The sequence below is a fragment of the Butyrivibrio sp. genome, assembly GCF_017940685.1.
Taxonomy (GTDB): domain Bacteria; phylum Bacillota; class Clostridia; order Lachnospirales; family Lachnospiraceae; genus Butyrivibrio.
This window is the reverse complement of sequence record NZ_JAGAYD010000133.1, coordinates 1-2,706: the sequence shown is the minus strand read 5'-3', so window position 1 is coordinate 2,706 and position 2,706 is coordinate 1. Positions and strand designations below refer to the sequence as shown.

Genomic DNA, 2,706 nt, shown 5'->3' with positions numbered 1-2,706 from the left:
CAGTTCTTGATGGCTCCCAGATAATTACCTAAATGTAAATCTCCACTTGGCTGAATGCCAGAGAGCATTATCTTCTTTTCTGATTCCATACCAAAAAACCTCCGAAAAACCAAATAAATACTAGGTCTAACTATATCAGTAATTGTCGCTTTAATCAAGTAACTTGTGGTATACTGTATTGAATTCATTTATGTAAAAGAGGCTTTATTATGGCATTTGATGGAATTACAGTTGCAAATTTAAAAAGAGATTTTGAAAACCTCCTGGTGGGAGGTCGCATATACAAGATTGCCCAGACCGAGAGCGATGAACTTTTTATCACAGTCAAGCTCTCCTACGAGGCAGCAGAACAATATGGAATCAAGCAGACAAGACTGGTGCTGTCCTCTGACGCATCACTTCCTCTTGTGTACCTGACAGATGAGACCAAGGCATCTCCCATGACTGCGCCCAATTTCTGTATGCTCCTTAGAAAGCATATCCAGAATGGCCGCATCACATCGGTATCCCAGCCTGGTGGTCTTGAGAGGATAATCCGGTTTGAGATCGAGCACCTTGATGAAATGGGTGACCTTCGCCATAAGGTTCTTTTGATCGAAATCATGGGCAAATACAGCAATATCATCTTTACTGACGAGCAGGACGTTATCATAGACAGTATCAAGCATATCCCTGCCTCTGTAAGTTCAGTAAGGGAAGTCCTTCCAGGCCGCACCTACTTTATCCCAAGTCAGGACAAGGCTAATCCCCTTGAGACTACTGCAGATGAGTTTTCATCTCTCGTGCTGGGTAAGCCCATGCCTGTATTTAAGGCAATCTATTCAAGCTACACCGGCCTTTCTCCTATTATCGCACAGGAGATCTGCTACAGAGCCTTAGTTGATGCAGATAAGCCCGCCAACGCCCTTTCTACCTCAGAGTCCATATCTGTGTACAGGGCCTTTGACGTCATTATGGAACATGTAAGAGAAGGCTCTTTTGTCCCTGCCATCTACTATGACGGGGATGCACCAAAAGAGTACTCTTCCATCCCGCTTAGTATCTACGGCTTTGACCTTAAAAATGCCAGTAACCCTTCCCTTAAGTCTTCAGTTCCAGGCATCAGAGTCATTTCTGATATTTCAGCGCTTATATCCCAGTACTACGCTGAAAAGAATGTGGTTACCAGGATCAAGCAAAAGTCCGTGGACCTTAGAAAGATTGTCCAGACTACACTTGAGAGAAACGTAAGGAAGTACGATCTTCAAAGAAAGCAGATGGCTGACTGTGACAAGAAGGACAAGTACAGGGTATACGGAGAACTTCTTAACACCTATGGCTATAGCGTTAACGAGGGCGACAAGTCCATAACCGTAAACGACTACAATACAGGAAAAGACATAACGATTCCCTTGGATCCTACCCTGTCCGCCAGAGAAAACGCCAATAAATACTTTGATAAGTACACCAAATTAAAGCGCACAGCTCAGGCCCTTGAGGAACAGATGAAGGAAGTTTCTGAGACCATAGAACAGCTTGAATCTATAGCAACTTCCCTTGATATTGCAAAAAAGGAAGCTGATCTTGCTCAGATCCGTCAGGAGCTTTCTGAAAGCGGATATATCAAGTCCCACGTTACCGGCAAAAACGGCCGCAAGGAAAAGATAACCAGCAGGCCCTTCCACTACCTGAGCAGCGACGGCTTTGATATTTATGTTGGGAAAAACAATATTCAGAACGATGAACTCACCTTTAAGACTGCAAACGGCGGCGACTGGTGGTTCCACGCTAAAAAAATCCCCGGCTCACATGTAGTTCTTTTAACCGGGGGAAAGGAAGTTCCAGACAGAGCCTTTGAGGAAGCCGCAGCCCTTGCTGCCTACTATTCAAAGGGCAAAGTTCAGGAGAAGGTTGAGATTGACTATCTAAAGAGAAAAGATGTCAAAAAGCCAAATGGCGCAAAGCCAGGTTTTGTGGTCTATTACACCAACTACTCCATGGCCATTGCGCCAGATATTTCATCTCTTAAGCTTATTAGTGACTAAAATTTATTTTGTAATCAGAATAGCTGTAGTTCTGGGACCAAGGTCAATGTGGCTTTGGTCCTTTATTTTATACTCTTTTCCAACATCTGTGGAAATGTCTGAAGACCTGAAAGCCAGGTACCACTTTTTATCCTTGGGAATAATGGGAAGTTCAAAGGTATGTGCCTCCCAATGAGCGTTTACAGCCATATAAATGAATGCGTCTTTTTTTGTCCCATATTTTTCATGGTCCTCAGCAAACATGTAGGCAAATGCCAAATTATGAGCGTTTTCATCAAACTCCCAGGGCTTTAATGAGTGGAAAGAAAGCTCGGGATAACCTGTTCTATTTTCACCAAAGTTAAACTTACTGCCCATAAGCACCGGATGAGAGCGTCTGAAAGCGATGAGCCTTTTTACATATTCAAAGAGGTCTTTGTTCCTGTCCTTATCAAGCAGCGACCAGTCAAGATAAGAAATCTCGTTGTCCTGACAGTAGGCGTTATTGTTGCCAAACTGGGTATTTCCAAACTCATCACCAGACAGGAGCATTGGGATTCCTCTGCTGGTAAGAAGAATGGTCATCATATTCTTCATCTGACGAAATCTCAGATCCAGAATCTCAGGGTCAGAGGTATCTCCCTCTACTCCGCAGTTCCAACTGTCATTAGAATCTGTTCCATCCCTATTGTCCTCACCATTT

Annotated in this window: 1 protein-coding gene and 1 pseudogene; one reads left to right on the top strand and one right to left on the bottom strand. The window is 43.6% G+C overall.

Annotation, left to right across the window (positions count from 1 at the left end; genetic code table 11):
* Positions 1–209: 209 nt before the first annotated feature.
* Positions 210–2,024: an Rqc2 family fibronectin-binding protein gene (locus tag J6I68_RS08605; RefSeq protein ID WP_292219627.1), complete on the top strand. Its 1,815-nt coding sequence runs from the start codon at positions 210–212 to the stop codon at positions 2,022–2,024.
* A 3-nt stretch (positions 2,025–2,027) separates the two neighbouring features.
* On the opposite strand, the pseudogene J6I68_RS08600 reads toward J6I68_RS08605, so the two are convergent.
* Positions 2,028–2,706 (bottom strand): annotated as a pseudogene (locus tag J6I68_RS08600) (glycogen debranching enzyme); the annotation flags it as partial.